The sequence below is a fragment of the Rhodococcus sp. IEGM 1307 genome (assembly GCF_030056915.1).
Taxonomy (GTDB): domain Bacteria; phylum Actinomycetota; class Actinomycetes; order Mycobacteriales; family Mycobacteriaceae; genus Rhodococcus_F; species Rhodococcus_F opacus_D.
Map to the genome: position 1 here is coordinate 49,991 of NZ_JASHKW010000005.1, position 15,868 is coordinate 65,858.

Sequence of the window (15,868 nt, forward strand, 5' to 3'; positions counted from 1 at the left end):
GACGTCAGGCGCCGACGGCCACTCCGCGCGGTGCGGGAGTGAGACTCGCGCCGCCCAGACCGAGGTGGTCGCGCAGGGTGCTTCCGGTGTAGTCGGTGCGGAAGAGTCCACGCCGCTGCAACTCGGGAACGACGAGGTCGACGAAGTCGTCGAACGACCCCGGCGCCTGGGCCGCGGACAGGATGTACCCGTCCGCCTCCCCGCCGAGGAATCCTTCCTCGATCTGATCGGCGATCTGCGACGCCGTCCCGACGAACTGCGGCAGCAGCACACCCTGGGCATACAGCTTGCCGATGTCGCGCAACGTGAGGTCGTCCTCGACGCTGAGCCGGCGCGCGACGTCGAACAACCCCTGGGTGCCCGGCACGACGACATCCTCGATCGGGGCGTCGAGGTCGTACTGCGAGAAGTCGTGATCGGTGTGCACCGACAACGTGATCAGGCCGGAGATGGGGTCGGCGAGTTCGTTGTGGAACGCCTGCTTCTCCCGCGCGATCGACTCGGTCTCCCCGACGAACGGCACGAACGACGGGAAGATCTTGATGTCGTCGGGGTTGCGCCCGAAGTTCGATGCACGCGACTTCACGTCGTCGTAGTAGGCCTTACGGCCCTCACTCGTCGGGTCGATCTCAAAGATCGCCTCCGCCCAGCGGGCAGCGAAGTCCTTACCGACCGAGGAGGACCCGGCCTGGATGATCACGGGACGGCTCTGCGGTGAGTGCGGCACCGTCAACGGTCCGCGCGTCTTGAACCACTCGCCCTCGTGGTCGACGGTGCGCACCTTGTCGGGATCGGCGAACACACCCGACGCCTTGTCCTGCACCAGGGCGTCACGCTCCCAGCTCCCCCAGAGCTTGAATGCGACCTCGAGGAATTCCTGGGCGCGGTCGTACCGCTCGTCGTGACCGAGGTGGTTCTCGATGCCGAAGTTCTGGGCCTCCGCCTGATTGAGCGAGGTGACGACGTTCCAGCCCGCCCGGCCTCGGGACAGGTGGTCGAGGGTGGCGAAGATTCGCGCCACCTCGTACGGGTGGAAGTAGGTGGTGGACTTGGTGATCGCCAGACCGATCTTCTCGGTTACGTTGGCCAGGCCCGCCGCCACCAGCGAGGGGTCGATGGTCGCCGACGCCTGCGTTCCACTGCTCAGCGGGACACGGATGTCGTTGCCGTATCGAACGGGTGTGGCAAGGAGATCGGCGAAGAACAGGAAGTCGAACTTTCCGCGTTCGAGTGTCTGCGCCACGCGCCGGTAGTAATCGGGTCCGAGGTAGTCGGTCTCCGACGCCGGGTCCCGCCACGCGGCGTGGGAGTGGGTGACGTGCGAGGCGATGAGGAAGCCGGCGAGGTGTAGTTCACGAGACATGGTGTGGCTCCTTGATCGGTCGGAAGTCTTAGTTCAGCCTTCAACAACGCGGCGATGGATGTCACCGATTGGACTCAGCGTGACGTGAAGTCCGCGACTTGCGCAGACTCGCATGGAGCCGAGTCCGTCGAAGTCAGGTCGATATCCGGTGCACCGCAATATGATGAGTGATGACGAAAAACCCGCCGGTCCCCCACCATCCGGTCGTCCTCGAAGCGTTCCCGTGAAGTCGGCGCTGTCGTCGGTCCTCGCCGGGTGCGTGGTGGCGCTCGCACTCCCGTGGTCGCATGTCGCCATTGCCGACGCCGCGCCGGACTCCGCCATCCGGTACGTCGCGTTGGGTGATTCGCGGGCCACCGGGTCGCCTCACGACCCGCTGTCGATTCGAGACGGGTGCTTCCGCACAGCCGACGCGTACCCGCAGATCGTCGCCGACACTCTGCGCGCGGCATCCTACGTCAGCAGGGCGTGCGCCGGAGCGAAGACCGAAAATATCACGGATACAGCACAATTCACCATCACCGGACCGCAGCCACCGCAGATCGGCGCACTCCAGCCGGACACGACGCTCGTCACCGTCAGCATCGGGGGAAACGACATCGCGTGGTCGTCGTTGGTGGAACCCTGCTACACACTCGCCCCGGGACTCGACGCGAACTGTCGCTCCGACGCCACCACGGCCCGGCGCATGAACGACGCTCTCACCGTGCTCGGCCCGAAGGTGTCCGCCACCCTGGCTGCGATCACCGGGAAGTCCCCCGCCGCAACGGTGCTCGTGGTGGGGCACGGGGGCATCTTCGGCGACCGCGGTTGCTGGCCCTACATCCCCACGAGCGACGCCGACGCCGCCTTCGTCGTGCAGTTCTTCGTGAGTATGAACGACGTTCTCGCCGACGCGGCGCGGAGCAATGGCGCGTACTTCGTCGACGTGGCCGCCGCCGCGGCGGGGCACGATGCGTGCGCCGGATCCGGCCGACGGTGGTTCGAAGGCCTCGTACCCCGATCGTTCACCATGCCCCTACACCCCACCCACGAAGGGCTGAGGGCGATGGCATCGCTCGTCGTCGCGTCCCGTCCATGACCTGCATCGCGGAAACCGGCTTGCGCCATTCCCCGGAGCGGTTAGCCTGCCCTTAGAACGTCGTGGCGAGGTGAGGAGTGACGGATGCGGGTTGCAGGGATCATGGCGGCGGTTCTCTTGGTCGGAACGGTGGTCGCCGGGTGCGCGTCATCCGAGACGGACTCACCCGCGACCTCCGCGAGCAGTGATGCCTTCCCCGTGACCACGACGGGCGCGCTGGGGTCGGCGACGATCGACGAGCGCCCGGACCGCGTCGTCGCGTTGAGCTGGACCGACGCCGACATTCTGCTGTCGCTCGGCGTGACTCCGGTCGCAATCGGGAAGGCGCCGAACGAGTCGGGCGTGCAGCCGTGGACGGCGGAAAGTCTCGGGGACTCCCATCCCGCCATCCTCCAGGGTGTCAACACCAATGTCTCGGTCGAAGAAGTCGCCGCACAGGCTCCTGATCTCATCGTCGCCACCAAGTCATTCGGGCTCGACACTCAATACAGCCAACTCTCGGAACTGACTCCCGTCGTGCACTATGCCGACACCCCCTCGGCCGAGACCTGGCAAGACGCGACGCAGACGATCGCCGCCGCGCTCGGTATCTCCTCGCAGGGAGACGACGTGGTGGCGCAGACCGAATCGGCTATCGACGACGCCGCCGCCGCCCACCCCGCACTCGACGGCAAGACCTACACCTTCTTCGTGGGACCGCAGCCCGACTCGACGTACGTCGTCAACTCGACCGACGACGCCGGAGCGAAATTCCTCGACCAACTGGGGTTGACGCTGACCCCGTTCGCCACGGCACAACCTGTCAGCAATATCCCCGGGCGTGCCCAGATCAGCACTGAACTACTCGCCGACACCGATGCCGATCTCATCCTGGCAACGAGTTCCAATGGCGCGTTGGAGAGTGTGGAACAGCAGCCGGCATTCCAGTCGCTCGGCGCTGTCGAGCGCGGCGCATACGTGCCGCTGGCACCGACGCTGGCGCAGTCGATCGCCTTCCCCTCACCGCCCAGCCTCGATTGGGCACTGGGACAGGTGGTTCCACTCCTCGACTCCGCCGTGCAACGCTAACGACCTCGGAAGCCACTCCCGACACACTCGTCAATCCGTCCGCAAGCACGTCGATGCACCGCCGCACCACTGGACATCCGACCCAGTGGCGCAGTCGTGTGGTCGTCCGGTATACCCTTAAACAGGCCGTCCGGTTTGTTAACGGGATAGCTCGTAACCGATACCGACGCTCACACGAAGAACATCGATATCTGTTTCCCGCCACGCGGTTCTGTTCCACGGGCGGGAACGGAAGGACCGCAGTGCTGTTGGCAGAAACGTCACGAACACCGGCCCCCGTGGCCGCACCCGATGCCGAGGACTGGCGCGAGCTGGCCTCGTGCCGCGGGGTCGCATCGTCGGTGTTCTTCTCTCCCGACGGCGAGCGCGGTCATGCCCGCGCCCGTCGCGAAGCGAACGCCCAGCAGATCTGCCAGGACTGCCCTGTGCTCGCCCAGTGCCGCGACCACGCCCTGGCAGCCGACGAACCGTACGGAATCTGGGGCGGGATGACCGAAGCCGACCGCAGGCGGCACGCCCGCCGACTCCGCTCCGGCAGCCGCCGTTGACCGGTTCCTCCCCTCCGCGGATCAGCGTGCCTCCAGCTTGTCGATGTCGGCGAGGACTTTCTTGTGCCAGGCGATCTCGGTCTGGATGCGCATCTTGGCGTGGGCGACGATGAGATCGTCGGCAGTACTCTGGTCGGGCCATCGACGATCGAGCTGGTGATCGAACTGCAGCTCGCGTGCCGCGAGGACCGCGATGCGGTCCTCGACGTAGCCGCGAAGTACCTCTCGGTCGAGATCCGCGCTCACAGCCAGGGCGAGGTCGACGGGGTCCGGTTTGAGTTCGAACTCGGTGAACGCCTCGTCACGAAGGGCTCGAAGCTCCCTGGCGCCTTCCGCCGTGATCTCGTACACGGTTCTGGCGGGCAGCGCACCGTCCTGCTCTGTTCGCAACGGCCGGATCAGACCCTCGTCCGCGAGCCGATGCAACGCACCGTAGAGCGACCCGGGCTTCACCTGTGACCACAATTCGGCTCGATCCAGACGCGCGTCGCGACGCAGCTGGTGACCGTGCATGGGTCCCCGCTTGGCGAGAGCGCCGAGGACGAACAGCCGCGTGGGATTCATGCCATCAGTTCTACCGGAGTACTCATATTTGAGTACTCTCTTTCGCATGGCTATTCGACCGATCCTCATTGCCGGAGACACCAGACTGACCACACCAGCGGTGCCGGTCACCGCGTTCGACAACGCACTCGCCGCCTTCGTCGACGACCTCTACGAGACCAACACCGCAGCTCACGGGGCCGGCCTGGCCGCCAACCAAGTCGGAGACCCGAGAGCGATCTTCGTGTACGACCTGATCGACGACACCCGACGGCATCGAGGGCACGTCATCAATCCGATACTCGAGACTTCACCTCTGCCCGAGACCATGCCCGACCCGGACGACCTCGAGGGATGCCTTTCCGTTCCGGGCGAGCGTTACCCGACGGGCCGGGCCGACTGGGCGCGAGTGGTCGGCGTGGACATCGACAACAACCCGATCTCCGTCGAGGGCACCGGTTACCTGGCCCGCTGCCTGCAGCACGAAACCGACCATCTCGCCGGGCATCTCTACCTCGACCGGCTCGTCGGACGCAATCACCGGGCCGCCCGCAAGATGATCAAACGGCGTCAGTGGACCGGCCCCGGCAACACGTGGGTACCCGGGGCGGACCGTGATCCTTTCGGTTGGTGACAGGCATGCCGTCCGTCACGAGGTCGATGGACTTCAGCGCCGCGGCGGCGATGGGCACGATCCGGCCGGGCGCCGAGGCCGGCTAGAACCCACCGTGGCCGCCGAAGTGACCGAAGTGACCGAAGCCGCCGAATTCGCCGAACCCGCCGTGGAAGGGCCCCACATCCTCGCGTCCGGGCCCGATAGGCCCGGTCGTTCCCGGCCAGCCCCACGGGAAACCCGAATCCGGAAGGTCCGTCACAGGACCCGCATCCGGCACGACGCGGGCGACAGGAGTAGCCACCCCATCGGGTACTGTTGCGGCGGAAGCAGTTCCGGCACCGAGGGCGACCAGGGGTGCGATTGCGGCTACGGCGACCGCCGCGCGGAGTGCGAACTTGCTCATTGTTCTCACCTTCATTTTCTTTCTGTGCCGCACCGACTTGTGCGGTGCAGGTGATGGGTTGATGATCGAACGACCATTGATGTAAATCGTCGTGGAAACGGGGCCCGGCGTCGCCACTGCCAGCAGGAGCTTCCGGATGCCACCAGCGCCAATCTCGGTCTTCCAGGTAGCTGCAATTCCATGACCGCTCGATGTATGCGAGGCCGCCTCACGGCGTGTCGGGCCCGGCGCCGATGACGTATTCTCGAAGTCGGTCACTTCGACGGTGATCGCGCGCTTTTCTTTTCTCACGGACGGCGAAACTCGGGGTCGACGATGGCCGAATTCCATCCTCCGGCGACGCGGTCCGATCCGCTCGGGACGATTGCGGTAGAGCTGGCCGCGGCCGGCTTCGACGATGCCCACGAAGTCGGACGTGGCGGTTTCGGAGCGGTCTACCGCTGCCGGCAGCGCTCCCTCGAGCGCACTGTTGCCATCAAGGTGCTCACTGCCGCCGCACTCGACTCGGACAATCTCGACCGATTTCTCCGCGAACAGCACGCCATGGGCAAACTGTCCGGGCATCCCAACATCGTCAGCATCTTCCAGAGCGGCACCACGGAATCGGGCGCACCCTACATCGTGATGCAGTACCACCCGCGCGATTCCCTCAACGCGCTGATCCGCGAGGTGGGCCCACTGAGCTGGCAGGAGTCGCTGCACATCGGGGTCAAGATCGCCGGGGCACTCGAGACGGCACACCGACGAGGCACCCTCCACCGCGACATCAAGCCCGCGAACATCCTGCTCACCGAATACGGGGAGCCTCAACTCACCGACTTCGGCATCGCGCGAATCTCGGGTGGCTTCGAGACCGCCACCGGCCTCATCTCCGGTTCCCCCGCGTTCACCGCACCCGAGGTACTCCAGGGACAGACCCCCACACCGGCGTCGGATCTCTACAGCCTCGGGGCCACGCTGCTGTGCGCGCTCAACGGTCACGCCCCCCGAGCCGAGCAGACGGCCACTCAGGTGCCGCAGACCACCGACGGAACGTTGCCCGGTGCCACGCAGACCGACATACCCGCCGACGTGCGCTCCGCCGTCAACCATGCGATGGCGGGCAACACCGAGGATCGTCCCGCGACCGCCGCCGAGTTCGGGCAGGAACTGCGGTGGATCCAACGCCGCCACGGCCTGACCGTCGACGACATGGCCGTGCCCACCGACACCGGCGACGACCACGCCCGCGAACATCCACAGTCGGCTCGGGCACCGGCGAGTTCGGCGAGCGGCCCGGTGACGACCCGCCTGCGCGTGATCCTGGCCGAAGACGACGTCCTGCTCCGCGAGGGTGTGGCGAGCCTGCTCACGCGCTCCGGCTTCGACGTCCTGGAACAGGCGGGCGACGCAACCACACTCCTCGACCTGGTCCGGGAGCGAGCGCCCGACCTGGTGATGGTCGATATCCGGATGCCCCCGACCCACACCACCGAAGGGCTCGACGCAGCTCGGGCGATCCGCGACGAATTCCCCGAAGTCGGCATCCTGGTCCTGTCCGCGCACGCCGACGTCGAACACGCGATGGAGCTACTCGCCAGCGGCCGCGGAATCGGCTACCTGCTCAAGAGCCGCATCACCGACGTGGACGATTTCATCGACACCCTCCAGCGCATCGCCGCGGGGGCCTCCGTCGTCGACCCCGCGCTGGTGCAGGAGTTGGTCTCCGCCCGCAGGCGCAACGACCCGCTCGCCGCACTCAGCGCGCGGGAGCGGGAGGTACTGGCCCTCATGGCGGAAGGACGTTCCAATGCCGGCATCGCCCGCCGGCTGTGGGTCACCGAGGGCACCGTCGAGAAACACGTACGCAGCATCCTCACCAAACTGAACCTCCCGGAGACCGGCGACGATCACCGACGAGTACTCGCGGTCGTCACCTTCCTCAAGGCCCGCTGACCGGGGCCACCCGCTCCCCTTCGGTTCCGTCACCGGCGCGGAGCACATCCCGGATGGCATCGGACGACAGATCGGACTTCGACACGAAGCCCACCGCGGGGCTCCCGGAGATCAACTCCGCCAGGTCCTGCTCGGCGTGAGTGGAAATCAGGATCACCGCGGCCGGGTGCGCCTCGTCGTGGAGCCGCTCCGCGAGGTCGAATCCGCTCTCCGGTCCGAGTTCGACGTCGACGAGGATGACGTCGGGCTGCAACTCCGTGGCCGACCGGACCGCGTCGGCAGTGTTCGACGCCGTACCGACCACCGTGATCCCCTGATGCTCGAGCAGTCGCCGGGCAATGTCCAGAAAACGTGGGCTGTCGTCGACGATCACGCACCGTAGACGACCGAGTTGCAACACCATGTGGTCCATGGTCGACCGGGTACCTGCCGGTACGCATTCCCGCTAGCAGGTAAATCCTCCCGGTCACTCGCCGGCGACCGGGATGGTGATGTCCAGCGTGGTCCCGTGACCGGGCGGGCTCGTGATCTGCATGTGGCCGCCGAGTGCCTCGACACGGTCCTGTAGTCCGATGAGCCCGGAGCCCGCACCGGACGAGGCACCGCCGACGCCGTCGTCCCCGATCATCACGTGCAGAGTGCCGTCCTCCGCCCGCAGGGACACATCGACCTCGGAGGCGTGGGCGTGCTTGGCGGCATTGGTGAGCGCCTCGGCGACCACATAATAGGCGGCCACCTCGACCGATTCGGTGAACCGGCCCTCGATCGCGACATCGAGAGCGACGGGGACTGCGGAACGACGAGCCAGCGTCCGCACCGCCGATCCCAGCCCGCCCTTCGACAGGATCGCCGGATGGATTCCGTGCGAGAGTTCCCGCAGATCCTCCGACACGCCTGTGAGCCCCGACGCGATGGCCGACAGCTGCTCCCGCACGTCCACCCACTCGGCCGGCACCGACGCCTCCGCCAACCGCACCTCGAGTCCCAGCGACACCAGCCGCTGCTGGGCCACGTCGTGCAGGTCACGTTCCAGGCGACGCCGCGCGTCGTCGGCGGCCGCGACGATCCTGGCCCGCGAGGCGATCAGTTCGGCACGGTTCGCAGCATTGGCGATCGCGGTCGCGACGAGATCGGCGAAGTCACCGAGTCGGGTCTCGGTGTCCGCGGGCAGCGGCTCGGTGCGCCGCGATCCGACGATCGCGGCGCCCCACACCCGTTTGTCCACGACGATCGGGACTCCCACGATCGATCCGAAGCCTTCCGCACGAATGCGGGTGGCAACTGCCCCACCGACGTGTTCGTGGTTGTCGATCCTGGCGCCGTGGCCGGTGCGCAATACGATCGCCCCGACGTCGTCGCCCTCCGTCGAGATCGTGTCTCCGGTGACGGGCATCCGAGTTTCCCTCGGCTCGTATCGAACAGCGACCAATGTCCCGGTTCCGTCTCCCTCGTAGCGAATCAGCACGGCGTCGACCACATGCAGCCAGAGCGCGAGTTCTTCGGCCACCGCCGTGAACACCTCGGAGGGGCTCTCCCCACGGGCCGCCAATGTCGCCACCCGGCGCAGTGCGGCTTGGTGTTCGGCGAGGATCGCGAGTTCGTCCCGGCTCGCCTCCGCCTCCCGGCGGCGCAGAACCGCTTCCGCGGTGCGCAATCTGGCCTGGCCCGCCATGAGGTTGGCCACCAGCGCGACGGGCAGGAACACCACGACGGCTACCCAGTCGCCGGGTTTGGCCGGAAGCAGCGTGCCCTCCACCTGCAGGTGAAAGTAGACGTAGATGACGGCGCTCACCACTGTCGTCAGCACCGACAGCGCGAATCCCCACCGAGCCGAGACCACCAGAACCCCGAGCAGGAACACCGCACCGAAGGCGTTCTGCGGTGCCACCTTGTTCAGCTGATGCACCACCACGGTCTCCACGGTGATCACGGTGGCGGCGACCACGATCCCCAACCACAACGGAGGGGTGGTCGGTCGCACCAGGAGCGATATCAGACGCGCAGGCAGTTGGCGCGCGTCCGAATCGAAAGCTGCCCGGGGGGACGCCGCGCCGCGCCGGGACAGCGCTCCGATTGACCGCCGTGACCACTTTCGCGTCATCGTGCATGCTCGGATCAGTCGTGGGGTTCGCGGACAGACCTCGATGAGCATCATATCGAGCTGCCTGTCCGGTCTCACCCGATCGAGTTCCCGTCACTCGGCTGACACGCGCCGATGTCGCTACGCTGGGCCTAGGCCGATGCAGTAAACCTTGGGAGGAAGCGGTGGTAGCCGTACAGATACAGGTGGGCGATCTGGTGCAGGCGTCCGGTCACGCCGGTCCCTGGCTGGTGGTCGAGCTCAGCAAGGGCATGGCGTCGCTACAGCATCCCGACGGACATCGGCTCTCGGTTCGGACGACCACCCTGTCCGTGGTGCACAAGGCGACGAGCCCGGCCGGTGAGGTCGAACCGGCCGACCGGGAACAGCCGGGAGAGGCCCCCACCCTCTTCGACTAGTCGACGATGGTGGTGACGATCGAGGTGACAGCCGGGGTCCGCGGCGTCGAGCCGAACCCGAAGCGGACGGGCGGATCCACGGGCCGCAGCGGGCCGAGGTCCCGGCCGCGCCAGGATGCTGACATTCCCACCAGCCGCCGCTGATCGACGGCGCCGTAGTACTCGCGACGCCCGTTGCCTGCTGTGCCACGGGTGCGCACACCACGGAGAGCGGCGCGGGCGATCGGGTCGCTGACCACACAGAACCACGGTGCACTCGCGACGGCCCGCGGGATCAGGTTCAGCAGGCGCCCGAGCGCGGTGCGGGCGCCGACCTCGACGCTCACGCGCAGGTCCCCGGCCTCGACTGTCCGAGTGCCGCCGGACCGCGAGCGCCGCACAGGCGTGATCACGGTTTCGTCGAAGACGTACGTCGCGGTGACGAAGTCGCGGACCGCGTCCGACGGGGCGAGGAGCACGCGGTGACCGTCGGCGAGTTCGACCATGACATCCGTGAACTCACCGAGCGGCGATCGCGACCAGTGTCCGACGACGATGCGCACGCCCGAACCGGTACCCAGGCCCGTGATCTCCCCGTCGAACCGCCATCTGGTCATCCGGCCAGCGTATGCGCGGTCACTCCGTCAGGTGTCGGTACGCGGCGGCGCTCCGGTCCGACAGCACGGTGCGGAGAATGAATCGTGTTTGCGCCGTGATGTATTGATCCACCGTGTAGCGGGCAGCGAAGTGCCAGTGCTTGAGCGCCCACCCGTGCGCGAGCATCATCATGTCGAACGTCGTCAGGTCGACGTCGAGATCGCTCGCGATACCCGCGGCAATCGCGGCGTCGAGGGCGTCGTGGAGCGGCTTGGACGTCGCCACCTCGAGTTCCTTGATTCGCTCACGCCCATCCTGGTCGAGTGTCCGACTCTCCCGGTACGTCAGCACGACGGCATCCAGATTCTCGTCGACGATCTCCACATAGCGCCGGAACCCGGCCACCAGCCGCTCGACGGGGTCGGTGCCCGCTGCGTCCATCGCGGGCTCGAGTTGATCGCGGAAGGCGTCGAGGATGTCGACGATCGTGGCGAGGAGGATGTCCTCCTTGCCACCGAAGTACTTGTAGATCAGTCCGACACTCACCTGGGCCTCGTCGGCCAGTGCCTGCATGGACATCTGGTGGAAGCCGGTCCGCTGCATCACCGTGACGGCGGCGTCGAGCACCTGGCGTCGCCTCGAGCTGACGCGGACGGCGCGGACGGCTTCGTCGAGTGAAACGGCGGACGTGTCCTTCGCCATGACAGATGACCTCTCCTTGCTGGCAGAACCTGCGGTGAACGAGTATTCACAGTATCCCGCGCGGGGCCGGAACCGCAGTCCGGCCCGGGTCAGATACCGAGATCCTTCGCGACGATGGTCTTCATGATCTCGGTGGTACCGCCGTAGATCGTCTGGATCCGGGCGTCCACGAACGCGCGCGCCACCGCGTACTCGCGCATGTACCCGTAGCCGCCGTGCAGCTGCAGGCAGCGGTCGGCGACGCGAACCTGCAGTTCGGTGGTCCACCACTTGAGCCGCGCCGCACGGGCCGGGGTCAGCTCTCCGCGTACGTGCTGCCGGATGCAGTCGTCGAGATAGGTGCGGGCCAGATCGAGTTCCGTGGCCAGTTCCGCGAGAACGAACTGGGTGTTCTGGAAACCGGCGATCGGCTTTCCGAAGGCGCTGCGTTCCTTCACGTATTCCAGGGTCTGCTCGAGCACGCCCTCGGCGGCCGAGACCGCGCCGACGGACAGTGACAGGCGCTCCTGCGGCAGATTGTGGACGAGCTGATAGAAACCCTGCCCCTCCTCACCGAGGAGGTTGGCGACCGGCACGCACATGTCGGTGAACGTCAGCTCGCTCGTGTCCTGGGCGTGCAGCCCGATCTTCTCGAGGTTGCGGCCCCGGGAGAACCCCGGCGTGTCCGATTCGACGACGAGCAGCGAGAGCCCCTTGTGTTTGTCCGCAGACGTGCGCACGGCGACGACGAAGAGCGTGCCGTTCTGACCGTTGGAGATGAACGTCTTGCTGCCGTTCACCACGTAATGGTCGCCGTCGCGCACTGCCGTGGTGCGGATCCCGGTGAGGTCGCTGCCGGTGCCCGGCTCGGTCATCGCGATGCCGAGAATCGTTTCACCGGTGACGGTTCCGGGAAGCCAGCGTGCTTTCTGCTCCTCGGTCGTCATGTCCGTCAGGTATGGCAGCACGACGTCGTTCTGCAGGGAGAACGCGATGCCCGCGGCGGCGGCGCCCGCGCGATTGACCTCGTCGACGACGATCGCGTTGTAGCGGAAGTCCTCGACGCCGGGGCCGCCGTAGGCTTCGGGAACCGGGAAACCGAGCAGCCCCTGCTTACCCGCGTCGGTGAACAGTGCCGGGTCGAGGCAGCTTTCACTTTCCCACTGCTCGTGCCGCGGGACGATCCGCTCGCGCACGAAGCTGCGGACACTGTCCCGGAACTGGTGGTGCTCGGACTCGAATTCGATGGTCATGACGGTGTCCTTTACGAACTGAGGGTGTGGGGTCCGCGGGCACTCGGGACCACGAATGCCCCGCTCTCGAATTCCCGGCGCGCGGTATCGGTGGCCTTGTAATGCAACTTCTTTCCCGTCGCCGACACGGGCAGTGACTCCACGAAGCGGTAGGCGCGGGGGCGCTTGAACTGCGACAGCATCGGGTGCCTGCGGCAGAAGTCGTCCAGATCGTCCGCGGACGGGACCGGTGCGGTGGTGACGACGTACGCGACGACGACCTGCCCCCACTTGTCGTCGGGAACCCCGACCACCAGCGAATCCGTGACCGACGGATGTTCGCCCAGTGCTTCCTCGATCTGCACGGGGTGCACGTTCTCGCCGCCGGACAGGAGCATGTCGTCCTTGCGGCCGACGATCGTCACGAACTCCTTGTCGTTCCACGTGGCCAGATCGCCGATGTGGAGCCAGCCGTTCCGGAATTTCTGCCTCTCCTGTTCCGGGGCGTCGAAGTAGGCGTTGGCGCCCTTCGGTGAGCGGACGATGACCTCACCGATCTCGGTGCCGTCCTTGGCTACCGTCTCGTGAGCGTCGGCGAGGCGGTCGTCGAACAGCCTGACCACGGCGACGTCGTCGTCGATGCAGGCCCGCCCGGCGGTCCCGGCCATCTCCGGCAGATCGGTGGGCCGGAGGAAGGTATTCCAGAATCCTTCGGTGCTGCCGTACCCGTTGAAGATGCGGGGATTCAGCACCTTCTGATAGTGCAGTGCCGCTTCCCGTTCGAGTGGCGCGCCCATCGTCACGATGCCGTTGAGTGTCGACAGGTCCCGGGGCTTCTCCTCCTGTGCGCGAGCGAGCATCGCCAGGTTGGTCGGGGCACCGATCAGGAACGTCAGCCCGCATTCCTCGACGTAGTCGAGGGTGACCTCGGCGTCGAAGCTGCGCTGCGCCACCAGCGAGGCACCGAGATAGAACGTGGGATTCGGCCCGGCGCAGTACAGTCCGCCGCGGTGGAACCACGGAGTCATGTTCAGTGTCTTGTCTTCCGCTGTCAGCGGGAAGTGCATGATCACGTCGTGGGCGCTGAAGATCTCGATCATGCTGTTCAGCGGAACCCCCTTGGGCATGCCGGTGGTTCCGGACGTGAACAGCCGTGTGGTTTCGTCCCACACCGTGCGACTCACGTCCGGCGGTGAGGCCGACTCGGCCACGAGTTCGTCGAAGCGAATCACCTCGAAACCGTTTCCCGGCAGTGGTTCTCCGGGTCCGACGGCAACGACGAGAGCGGGCTTGTGTGTGGAGCGCGACAAGGCATCCCGCACCATCTCGCCGATCTCGGTGTCGTAGACGAACACCGTGGGGCGGTTCGCGTCGAGGATGCACGCCGTCTCCCCGGATGCGAGCCGGAAGTTCATCGGCGCTCCGACCGCACCGCAGGCCTGCCCGGCCAGGTACAGCTGGGCGAATTCGGGACCGTTGAACAACTGGTAGGCCACGACGTCGCCCGGTGCGACGCCGGCGCGGGCGAGCCCGGTGGCGAGCCGGTCGACGCGATCGCCGAGTTCGGCGTACGTCCAGCTCTCGCCGGTCGACGGGGACTGCATCGCGAGTCGATCGGCATACCGGTGGGTGTTGCGCCGGAAGCCGTTCAGATAGGTGAAATCGTGCTCGAAGTACTGACGATAGGCGTGGGCATCGTATGTGTACGTCATGATGAGTCCTCCGTCCCGGTACCCGGTCAGCCGGCCATGGTGAGGCCACCACTGACGCTGATCACCTGGCCCGTGATGAACGATGCGGATTCGGACGCGAAGAACAGGACCGGCGCCGCCACTTCCTCCGGGCGGGCGAGCCGCCGGAACGGAATGGCCTTCACCAGAGCCTCTTTGAGCTTCTCGGCCTGCGCCTGGAACAGCGGGGTGTCGGTCGGGCCGGGGCACACGCAGTTGACGTTGATCCCGTACCGGGCCATCTCACGGGCGAGCGACTTCGACAGCGCGATCACGCCGCCCTTCGCACCGGCGTAGATGCTCTCCCCCGCACTGCCGACACGGCCTGCATCGCTCGCGAGATTGATGACGCGCCCACCGTTACCCGCCTCCACCATGCCGGGAAGGAACGCACTGCACATGTGGACGGGCCCGAGGTAGTTGATGGCGACGACCTTCTCGGCGAATTCGGTAGTGGCGTTGAGGAACTGATCGGTGCGGTCCCATCCCGCCGCGTTGACGAGGACGTTCGCGACGCCGACCTCGGCCATCACCCGGTCGCGCAGGGCGTCGACCTGCGCCCGGTCGGCGACGTCGACGGTCATCGGAAAGAGCCGGTCGGGCCGTTCGGCTGCCGTCTTCTCCGCGGCCTGCAGGTCGAGGTCGGCGACGACCACCGTGTCGCCCTGCTCGGCGAGCGCGAGGGCGATGGCCCGGCCGATGCCGGATCCTGCGCCTGTGACCACTGCGATGTTGTTGCTCATGCTTTTTCCCACTTCCCGTGCTGTCGGACTCAGGCGTTCACGTACTTGGTGAAATCGGGCTTGCGCTTCTCCGCGAACGCCGCCGCACCCTCGAGACCCTCGGGCGAGTGCGTGAACAGGTCCAGCGCAGACATTGCGAGGTTGCTCAGTCCGGCCTGGTGATCGGTGTCGGCGTTGAACGACTGCTTCAGGAAACGCAGGGTGGTGGGGCTCTTCTCGGCGATCTCCGCGGCGACGGCCTTGGCCTCGTCGAGCAGTCGGTCGGCGGGGACCACCCAGTTGACCAGGCCCCAGCGTTCGGCGGTGACGGCGTCGTACTGGCGGCAGAGGTACCAGATCTCCCGGGCGCGTTTCTCGCCGACGACTCGCGCCAGGAAGGCGGACCCGAAGCCTGCGTCGAAGGAGCCGACGCGGGGACCTGCCTGGCCGAACTTCGCGGTCTCGGACGCGATGGTGAGGTCGCAGAGCACGTGGAGGACGTGGCCGCCGCCGACCGCGATGCCGTTCACCGCGGCGATGACGGGCTTGGGGACGTCGCGGATCAGCTTGTGCAGGTTGCCGATCTCGAACATTCCGCTCTCGGTCGGGCCGTAGTCGCCGGTCTCCGCGCGCTGCTTGACGTCGCCGCCGGTGCAGAACGCCTTCTCCCCCGCACCGGTGAGGATGATCGCCTGCACCGCGTCGTCGGCCCACGCCGAGCGGAAGGCCTTGATCAGCTCCTCGACGGTCTTGCCGCGGAAGGCGTTGTAGCGCGCGGGGCGGTTGATCGTCACGACGGCAGCCGGGCCGTCGACCTCGTAGGTGATGTCTTCGTAGTCGGTCACGGTGATTCCTCTCCTGGACTGTGCAA

The 15,868-nt window shown here is 66.7% G+C and carries 17 protein-coding genes; 6 read left to right on the plus strand and 11 right to left on the minus strand.

Annotation, left to right across the window (positions count from 1 at the left end):
• Positions 1-4 precede the first annotated feature (4 nt).
• Positions 5-1,363, minus strand: coding sequence for an LLM class flavin-dependent oxidoreductase (locus QM841_RS11100; RefSeq protein WP_283332003.1), 1,359 nt, complete (start codon positions 1,361-1,363; stop codon positions 5-7).
• A 223-nt stretch (positions 1,364-1,586) separates the two neighbouring features.
• Between QM841_RS11100 and QM841_RS11105 the strand changes: the two genes are divergently transcribed.
• The 3 genes from QM841_RS11105 to QM841_RS11115 all read left to right on the plus strand — a co-directional run bounded on the left by QM841_RS11105 (position 1,587) and on the right by QM841_RS11115 (position 4,060).
• Positions 1,587-2,444: an SGNH/GDSL hydrolase family protein gene (locus QM841_RS11105; protein ID WP_283332004.1), complete on the plus strand. Its 858-nt coding sequence runs from the start codon at positions 1,587-1,589 to the stop codon at positions 2,442-2,444.
• Between the two features lie 84 nt (positions 2,445-2,528).
• Positions 2,529-3,512, plus strand: a complete 984-nt coding sequence (locus QM841_RS11110; RefSeq protein ID WP_283332005.1) for an ABC transporter substrate-binding protein — start codon at positions 2,529-2,531, stop codon at positions 3,510-3,512.
• Positions 3,513-3,754: 242 nt separating this feature from the next.
• The gene (locus QM841_RS11115) at positions 3,755-4,060 is read left to right on the plus strand and encodes a WhiB family transcriptional regulator (protein ID WP_283332006.1); all 306 of its coding nucleotides are present in this window, start codon (positions 3,755-3,757) and stop codon (positions 4,058-4,060) included.
• 21 nt (positions 4,061-4,081) lie between these two features.
• Here the strand turns inward: QM841_RS11115 and QM841_RS11120 are convergent, their stop codons facing one another.
• Complete coding sequence (locus QM841_RS11120; RefSeq protein ID WP_283332007.1) at positions 4,082-4,624, minus strand: PadR family transcriptional regulator; 543 nt, start codon at positions 4,622-4,624, stop codon at positions 4,082-4,084.
• A 46-nt stretch (positions 4,625-4,670) separates the two neighbouring features.
• Here QM841_RS11120 and QM841_RS11125 point away from each other — a divergent pair, with 46 nt between their 5' ends.
• Positions 4,671-5,237 (plus strand): peptide deformylase, encoded by a 567-nt coding sequence (locus QM841_RS11125; protein ID WP_283332008.1) that lies wholly within the window; start codon positions 4,671-4,673, stop codon positions 5,235-5,237.
• Between the two features lie 82 nt (positions 5,238-5,319).
• On the opposite strand, the gene QM841_RS11130 is transcribed toward QM841_RS11125, so the two are convergent.
• Positions 5,320-5,622 (minus strand): hypothetical protein, encoded by a 303-nt coding sequence (locus QM841_RS11130; RefSeq protein WP_283332009.1) that lies wholly within the window; start codon positions 5,620-5,622, stop codon positions 5,320-5,322.
• Between the two features lie 315 nt (positions 5,623-5,937).
• Here QM841_RS11130 and QM841_RS43170 point away from each other — a divergent pair, with 315 nt between their 5' ends.
• The gene (locus QM841_RS43170; RefSeq protein WP_349307399.1) at positions 5,938-7,557 is read left to right on the plus strand and encodes a protein kinase domain-containing protein; all 1,620 of its coding nucleotides are present in this window, start codon (positions 5,938-5,940) and stop codon (positions 7,555-7,557) included.
• On the opposite strand, the gene QM841_RS11145 is transcribed toward QM841_RS43170, so the two are convergent.
• Together QM841_RS11145 and QM841_RS11150 are read right to left on the minus strand one after the other, a co-directional pair.
• Positions 7,544-7,969 carry a LytR/AlgR family response regulator transcription factor gene (locus tag QM841_RS11145; protein WP_283332010.1) on the minus strand — a complete coding sequence of 142 codons (426 nt, stop codon included), beginning with the start codon at positions 7,967-7,969 and terminating at the stop codon, positions 7,544-7,546. The genes QM841_RS43170 and QM841_RS11145 overlap by 14 nt on opposite strands.
• A gap of 54 nt (positions 7,970-8,023) precedes the next feature.
• Positions 8,024-9,565, minus strand: a complete 1,542-nt coding sequence (locus QM841_RS11150) for a GAF domain-containing sensor histidine kinase (RefSeq protein ID WP_283332300.1) — start codon at positions 9,563-9,565, stop codon at positions 8,024-8,026.
• Positions 9,566-9,822: 257 nt separating this feature from the next.
• On the opposite strand from QM841_RS11150, the gene QM841_RS11155 reads away from it, so the two are divergent.
• The gene (locus QM841_RS11155; protein ID WP_280781313.1) at positions 9,823-10,056 is read left to right on the plus strand and encodes a hypothetical protein; all 234 of its coding nucleotides are present in this window, start codon (positions 9,823-9,825) and stop codon (positions 10,054-10,056) included.
• Here the strand turns inward: QM841_RS11155 and QM841_RS11160 are convergent.
• The 6 genes from QM841_RS11160 to QM841_RS11185 form a co-directional block, all read right to left on the minus strand.
• Positions 10,053-10,652, minus strand: coding sequence for a condensation domain-containing protein (locus QM841_RS11160; protein WP_283332011.1), 600 nt, complete (start codon positions 10,650-10,652; stop codon positions 10,053-10,055). The genes QM841_RS11155 and QM841_RS11160 overlap by 4 nt on opposite strands.
• Positions 10,653-10,671: 19 nt before the next feature.
• A complete protein-coding gene (locus QM841_RS11165) occupies positions 10,672-11,334 on the minus strand; it encodes a TetR/AcrR family transcriptional regulator (RefSeq protein ID WP_283332012.1) in 663 nt (220 codons plus the stop codon).
• Positions 11,335-11,423: 89 nt separating this feature from the next.
• Positions 11,424-12,566: an acyl-CoA dehydrogenase family protein gene (locus tag QM841_RS11170; RefSeq protein WP_283332013.1), complete on the minus strand. Its 1,143-nt coding sequence runs from the start codon at positions 12,564-12,566 to the stop codon at positions 11,424-11,426.
• Between the two features lie 11 nt (positions 12,567-12,577).
• Positions 12,578-14,257, minus strand: coding sequence for a class I adenylate-forming enzyme family protein (locus tag QM841_RS11175; protein ID WP_283332014.1), 1,680 nt, complete (start codon positions 14,255-14,257; stop codon positions 12,578-12,580).
• 26 nt (positions 14,258-14,283) lie between these two features.
• Positions 14,284-15,018 carry an SDR family NAD(P)-dependent oxidoreductase gene (locus QM841_RS11180; RefSeq protein WP_283332015.1) on the minus strand — a complete coding sequence of 245 codons (735 nt, stop codon included), beginning with the start codon at positions 15,016-15,018 and terminating at the stop codon, positions 14,284-14,286.
• A gap of 29 nt (positions 15,019-15,047) precedes the next feature.
• A complete protein-coding gene (locus tag QM841_RS11185) occupies positions 15,048-15,842 on the minus strand; it encodes an enoyl-CoA hydratase-related protein (protein WP_283332016.1) in 795 nt (264 codons plus the stop codon).
• Positions 15,843-15,868: the final 26 nt, after the last annotated feature.